The organism is Haloferax sp. ATB1 (assembly GCF_000730175.1).
The window spans coordinates 21,323-27,631 of record NZ_JPES01000038.1 but is presented as its reverse complement, the minus strand read 5'-3'; the positions used below and the strand labels follow the sequence as shown (position 1 = coordinate 27,631).

The window sequence follows — 6,309 nt, the reverse complement described above, 5'->3', positions numbered from 1 at the left end:
CCGGCGGACCGAACGCGGGGCCGCGCGGCCCCGGGGGGTTCTGAACCTTCGGCGCGACTCGCACGCACACTCGGTCGCCCGGTCACGTAGTCGCTCGACGGCGAGACTGCCCACGTCGTGCGAGCACGCATCAGCTCGTATTCAATAGCTCACGCGTCGATTACTCACGCATGGTTCCCATTCAGTCCTCGTTCGGTCTCGGCGACGCGCTGTTCTTCGTCCCGTTCGTCGCCCTCGCCGTCGTCATCTTCGCGTTCGCCGGCGCGGTGGTCTACCTCGAACACAGAAAGGAGATGGCGCTCATCGAGAGCGGACACTACGACGAGGTCGGCCGCGACTCGCGGGCGTGGATTCTCGGCGGCGGCCTGCTCGTGCTCGCGCTCGGCCTCGGGAGCGTCGTCTCTGCCTTCCTCTCCGGCGGCGCGGTCGGCGACGGCGTGACCGCGGTGTTCGTCGGTCTCGCGGCGCTCGCGTACTACTTCTACAAGCGCCGCGCGGTCGGGACCACCGTCGCCTGAGCCGCGAAAATCGGTCGGGAACTCAGCCCTTGATGTTGCAGACGGGGAACGTCCGCGCGACCTTGTCGCCGATGCCCAACTCGTCGGAGACGCGGACGACCTCGTCCACGTCCTTGTAGACGCCCGGCGCTTCTTCGGCGACCGTCGCGCCCGACTGGGCCTTCACGTATATCTTCTCCTGCTCGCGGAGTTCGTCCCGCACCGTCTCGGCCCCAGTACTCCTGTTTCGCCTTGGTCCGGCTCAATGAGTCTGGCCCGCGCCGTGGGCCGTCGAGCCGAAGGTGAGGTCGAGCGACCGGTCGCCGCCGCGGAGGACGTAGCTCCCCGCGCCCATGCTGCCGGGGATGATGACCGGCTGACCCACGTCGGCGTAGGCGGGCGGCAGTTCGGGTCGGCCCGCGGGGAACGCCCGCGTCGCGCCCTTCCGGTGGACGTAGAGTTCGCGGTCCTCGCGCTCGACGGCGTCGCCGTCTCGCACAGGTCGCCCCTCCGGGTCGACCCCGACCTCGTGAACCTCCTTCTTGGCGATGTTGTGCGCCACGTCGTACAGCAGGCGCATCTCCATGTCGCGCCAGTCGCGGTCGAACACGTCGGCGAACACCTCGCGCGTGCGGTGCATGATGAGCTGTCGGTTCACCCACGCGAAGTTGATGGCGGCGCACATCGCGCCGTAGTACTCCTCGGCGAGCTCGGAGCCGGCGGGCGCGGCCGCGAGTTCCTTGTCCGGCAAGTCGTCGAGCAGGTCCTTGTGTTCCTTCTCGATGCGCCGGAGGTAGTCGGTGCAGGTCTGGTGGCCGAGCCCGCGGGAGCCGCAGTGGATGAGCACGACGATTTGGTCGGCTTCGAGGCCGAACGACTCGGCCACGTCCTCGCGGTAGACGTCCGTGACGCGTTGGACTTCGAGGAAGTGGTTCCCGGAGCCGAGACTGCCGATTTGGTTGCGGCCGCGGTCTTTCGCCTTCTGCGAGACGAACTCGGGGCGGGCGTCGTCGCGGAAGCCCTCGTCCTCGCAGTGGGCGAGGTCGTCGTCCGTGGCGTAGCCGGCGTCGACCGCCCAGCGCATCCCGCGGGCGAGGATGTCGTCGATGGTCTCGGCGTCGCCCTTGACGACGCCGCCGCCGCCGAGGCCCGAGGGGACGGCCTCGAACAGGGCGTCGACGAGTTCCTCCTCGTGGCCCTGGAGGTCCTCGTAGGTGAGGTTCGTCGTCATCATGCGGACGCCGCAGTTGATGTCGTAGCCGACCGCGCCGGGCGAGATACAGCCGTCCGTGGTGTCGGTCGCGCCGACGCCGCCGACCGGGAAGCCGTAGCCCTGGTGGCCGTCGGGCATGCAGATGGCGTGTTTGGTGATACCCGGCAGATGCGTCGCGTTCCGCAGCTGTTCGAGCGTCTTGTCGTCGCCGATGTGGTCGAGCAGCGCCTCGGAGGCCAGCACCCGCGCGGGGGCGTTCATCTCGCCCTCCTGCGGAATCTCCCAGACGTGCTCGCGAACTCGTCGCAGTTCGATGTCGCCGAACTCGCGCGTTTCCATACCGGGACAATCAACGCGGCGACTCAATAGGATTCCGTCACGCCGCGAGCGTCCGCGGCGCACCGCGCGACCGTCGGTGACGACGGCTTACACGTCGAAAACGACGTACGCCTCCCAGCCGGTGTCGGTTTCCGCCAGTCGCATCTCGGAGTAGGTGACTGCCTTCACGTCGCGGGCGTCCACGTCGGCGAAGGGGACGCCGCGCGCGGACGCCTCGACGACCCACTCGTCGCCCTCCCGCCGGACGGCCGCCTCGTGGGCCGCGGGGAGGACGCCGCGCACGTCGCGCTCGTAGATGAGTTGGTCGAGGTAGTCGAACAACAGCGCCTCGCGGCCCTCCGCGCGGACGGCGAACGAAAAGCGGTCGCCCGTCTCGGCGGGGTCGTCGCACATCGCGGCGGTGAGTCCGTCGGCGACGGCGGCGAAGACGGCACCGAGGCTCTCGCCGTCGGCCTCGACGGCCACGTCGGCGGTGTGGTCGCGGAGCGTAAATCCCATGCCGAGACGAGGGACGCCGTCGACCCTCGTCCTTTCGGTCGGCGGCGAGCGCGCGTCTCGCTCCCCGGGGGTCCGTTCGCCGGTCGTGTCACCCCGCTATCCAGTCGGGGGGCGGCGTCGACCGGTCGTCCAAACGGACGGTGGAGTTATATTCTCGCTCCGGTTACGACCGGGTGTGAGCGTCAACGTGGAGATGCGGGTCGACGCCCCCGGCCAGCGCGAGTACGCCGAGGAGGCGTGGGACCTGAAAGAGCGGATTCGGGTCGAGGAAGGCCTCCTGAAACAGCGACGGGGCTTTTTCATGGACGCCTACCGCCGGGCGAACACGTATCTCCTCTACGAGAACGACGCGCTCGTCGCGTTCGCTTCCACGCGGCGCGACGGCTACATCCTCTTTCTCGCGGTCTCGCCCGACGCCCGCGGCGAGGGCTACGGCAAGCGCCTCGTCGCCGAGGTCGCAAAGGAACACCCGGTCGTGACCTGTCACGCCCGAACGACGAACACGAACGCCCTCGACTTCTACGAGAAGATGGGCTTCGAGGTCCGCCGCCGCATCGAGAACTACTACGAGGACGGCGGGGCCGCGTTCTACCTCCGACTCGGCGAGGAGGCCGGACTCAGAGAGAAGCTCTCGGAGTTCCTCCGCCGGTAACCGACCGACTGCGCCGCATTCGACACCGGTTGGAGAGCCGTCGCGCCGCAGCCACGCCCCCTTGCGCGTATCCTTAATTTTTATTCACTTCCTAGTATATGTAGTCGATATGTACATCGGAGTGCTCACCGTCCCGCTCGGAGACGAACCCCTCGACGACGCGCTCGACTACCTGTCGGGTATCGGCGTCGACGGCGTCGAACTCGCCGTCGGCGGCTGGCCCGGCGAGGACCACGTCGACCGGAGCGCCGTCCTCGCGGACGACGACGCGCAGGCCGACCTCCTCGATTCGGTCGAGAGCCGGGACCTGCAGATCAGCGCGCTCGCCACGCACAACAACCCGCTGCACCCCGTCGAGGAGACGGCCGCCGAGGCCGACACCGAACTCCGCGAGGCAATCGAACTCGCGGACGCCCTCGACGTGAACACCGTCACCTGTTTCTCGGGGCTCCCCGCCGGCGGGCCGAACGACGAGGTGCCGAACTGGATTACCGCGCCGTGGCCGACCGAGCACGCCGACGCCCACGACTACCAGTGGGAGGTCGCCGTCGACTACTGGTCCGAGCTCGCCGCGTTCGCCGACGACCACGGCGTCGACATCGCCATCGAGATGCACCCGAACATGCTCGTCTACGAACCGACGGGCATGCTGAAACTCCGCGAGGCGACGAACGAGCGCATCGGCGCGAACTTCGACCCCTCGCACCTCTACTGGCAGGACATCTCCATCACCGACGCGATTCGGTTCCTCGGCGAGGAGGACGCCATCCACCACTTCCACGCGAAGGACACGAAGGTCTACGAGTCCGAGTCGCGCATCAAGGGCGTCCTCGACACGACCTCCTACGCGGACACCGCCGACCGCTCGTGGCTGTTCCGCTCTATCGGCTACGGCCACGACGAGGGCCACTGGAAGGACGTGGTCTCGACGCTCCGGATGGTCGGCTACGAGGGCGCGCTCTCTATCGAACACGAGGACGCGCTCACGTCGTCCAAGGAGGGCCTCGAAAAGGCCGTCGACGTGCTCTCGCGCGCCGTCTTCGAGACGCAACCCGGCGACGCCTACTGGGCGGAGTAATCCATGTCTGAACCTCTCAAAATCGGCGTCCTCGGGTATCGATTCATGGGGAAGGCGCACTCCAACGCGCTGGCCCGCCTGCCGATGTTCTTCCCCGACGCGCCCGATGTGGAGCGCTCGGTCATCGTCGGCCGCGACGAGGAGGCGCTTTCCGACGCCGCAGACCGCTTCGGCTTCGAATCGACGGCGACCGACTGGCGCGACGTGGTCGACGACGTGGACGTGTTCTACAACCTCGGCCCGAACCACCTCCACGCCGAGCCCTCCATCGCCGCGCTCGAAGCCGGTGCCAGCGTCTTCTGCGAGAAACCGCTCGCGCCGACGCTCGACGAGGCCGAGGCGATGCGCGACGCCGCCCGCGCGGCCGACGGCGTCGCCGGCTGTGCGTTCAACTACCGCTTCGTCCCCGCCATCCGGTACGCGAAGGGGCTCATCGAGGACGGCGAACTCGGCGAGATTCGACACGTCCGCGGGCGCTACTTACAGGACTGGCTCGTCGACGCCGACGCGCCGTGGACGTGGCGCATGGACGAAGACGCCGCCGGCTCCGGCGCGCTCGGCGACCTCGGCGCGCACACCGTCGACCTCGTTCGGTTCCTCGTCGGCGACCGCGCCGGCGACATCGAACGCCTCTCTGGGCATCTCCAGACGTTCGTCGACGAGCGACCCGTGCCCGGCGAAGACGAGTACCGGCCCGTGACCGTCGACGACGCCTACACCGCGCAGGCCGAGTTCGAAAACGGCGCGGTCGGGAGCTTCGAGGCCTCGCGCTTCGCCGACGGCCACAAGAACGACCACACAATCGAGATCCACGGCTCCGAGGGGAGCCTGCAGTTCTCGCTCGAACGCCTCAACGAACTGGAGGTGAAAACCGGCGACGCCCGCGGTTACGAGACGGTGCTCGTCACCGACGAGGACGGACCCCTACCTCGACCACTGGTGGCCGCCGGGGCACGTCCTCGGCTGGGAACACACGTTCGTCCACGAGAACTACGAGTTCCTGTCGGCGGTCGCCGAGGGCGGCGACTTCTCGCCGTCGTTCGAGGACGGCTACGAAGTGCAGGCGATTCTCGACGCCATCGAGCGCTCCGACGAGGCCGGCGAGTGGGTCAGCCTCGGCTGACGGGTCGAACGGAACGGAATTGAACCAGACCGCGGGCGACTCGCCGCCCGCTCAGAACTCGACGACGCCCTCGTCGGTGATGACCTCGTCGATGAGGTCGACCGGCGTGGCGTCGTAGGCGGGGTTCTCCAGTTCGATGCCCTCGACGGGTTCGAGCATGACCTCGCTGGGCGAGCGAATCTCGTTTTCGAAGCGGAAGCCGCCGTCGACGACCTTCGCGCTCGAGCCGACGACCGTGACCGGCACGCCGACCTCGTTGGCGGCGGCGACGAGCGGGAACGTCCCGATGCGGTTGTAGAGCGTCTCCTCGACGATGCAGTCCATGCCGATGATGACGCGGTCGCACTTCGGGAGGAACATCCCCGACGCGCCGTCGACCATCAGGTGCGGTTCGACCTCGTCGATGGCGGCGAGTTCGCGCGCGAACTTCCGGCCGAGGAAGCGCGGGCGGGCCTCCGTCACGTAGGCGGTGAGTTCCGCGCCGTCGGCGACGGCGAGTTCGACGGCCTCCATGACCGTCGAGGAGTAGTCGTGGGTGAGGAACGTCTGGCCGTCCTCGATGGTCGCGGCCGCCTCCTGGGCCGCGCGGCGCTTGCCCGTCTCGACGGTCTCGACCACGCGGTCGATGGTGGCGAGAGTGAGTTCCCGCGCCTCGTCGAGGTCGTCGACCTCGCCTTGGACGCTGTGAAGCACGTCCTGCAGGGCGTTGTACAACGACGCGTGCGACGGGTTCGCCCGCTTGAGCGCGCCGACGTTGCGTTCGAGGTCGCGTTCGAACTCCTCGACGGTCGCGTAGTCGCGCTCGGTCAGCTCCGCGAGCGCCCGCGTGGCCTTGACGGCGACGACCGAGGAGCTGTGCGTCTGCATCTCGCGAATCTCCTCGATGGTCTCGTCTATCATACGAGAACG

At 68.2% G+C, this 6,309-nt stretch carries 5 protein-coding genes and 2 pseudogenes; 4 read left to right on the top strand and 3 right to left on the bottom strand.

Translation table 11 applies throughout. The features are described 5' to 3' along the window. Window positions 1–170 precede the first annotated feature (170 nt). Window positions 171–518, top strand: a complete 348-nt coding sequence (locus tag ATB1_RS06170) for a hypothetical protein (protein ID WP_042662718.1) — start codon at window positions 171–173, stop codon at window positions 516–518. 22 nt (window positions 519–540) lie between these two features. Here the strand turns inward: ATB1_RS06170 and ATB1_RS06165 are convergent. Together ATB1_RS06165 and ATB1_RS06160 are read right to left on the bottom strand one after the other, a co-directional pair. Further along, window positions 541–1,971 (bottom strand): annotated as a pseudogene (locus ATB1_RS06165) (RtcB family protein). Between the two features lie 165 nt (window positions 1,972–2,136). Next, window positions 2,137–2,547 (bottom strand): archease, encoded by a 411-nt coding sequence (locus tag ATB1_RS06160; RefSeq protein WP_042662717.1) that lies wholly within the window; start codon window positions 2,545–2,547, stop codon window positions 2,137–2,139. A gap of 175 nt (window positions 2,548–2,722) precedes the next feature. On the opposite strand from ATB1_RS06160, the gene ATB1_RS06155 reads away from it, so the two are divergent. The 3 genes and pseudogenes from ATB1_RS06155 (at window position 2,723) to ATB1_RS06145 (ending at window position 5,400) form a co-directional block, all read left to right on the top strand. Next, window positions 2,723–3,199 carry an N-acetyltransferase gene (locus ATB1_RS06155; protein WP_042662716.1) on the top strand — a complete coding sequence of 159 codons (477 nt, stop codon included), beginning with the start codon at window positions 2,723–2,725 and terminating at the stop codon, window positions 3,197–3,199. A 109-nt stretch (window positions 3,200–3,308) separates the two neighbouring features. Next, on the top strand, window positions 3,309–4,277 hold the full coding sequence (locus ATB1_RS06150; RefSeq protein ID WP_042662715.1) for a sugar phosphate isomerase/epimerase: 969 nt from the start codon (window positions 3,309–3,311) through the stop codon (window positions 4,275–4,277). Window positions 4,278–4,280: 3 nt separating this feature from the next. Next, window positions 4,281–5,400, top strand: a pseudogene (locus ATB1_RS06145) (Gfo/Idh/MocA family protein). 51 nt (window positions 5,401–5,451) lie between these two features. On the opposite strand, the gene ATB1_RS06140 reads toward ATB1_RS06145, so the two are convergent. Continuing rightward, the gene (locus tag ATB1_RS06140) at window positions 5,452–6,300 is read right to left on the bottom strand and encodes a translation initiation factor eIF-2B (RefSeq protein WP_042662714.1); all 849 of its coding nucleotides are present in this window, start codon (window positions 6,298–6,300) and stop codon (window positions 5,452–5,454) included. Window positions 6,301–6,309 lie beyond the last annotated feature (9 nt).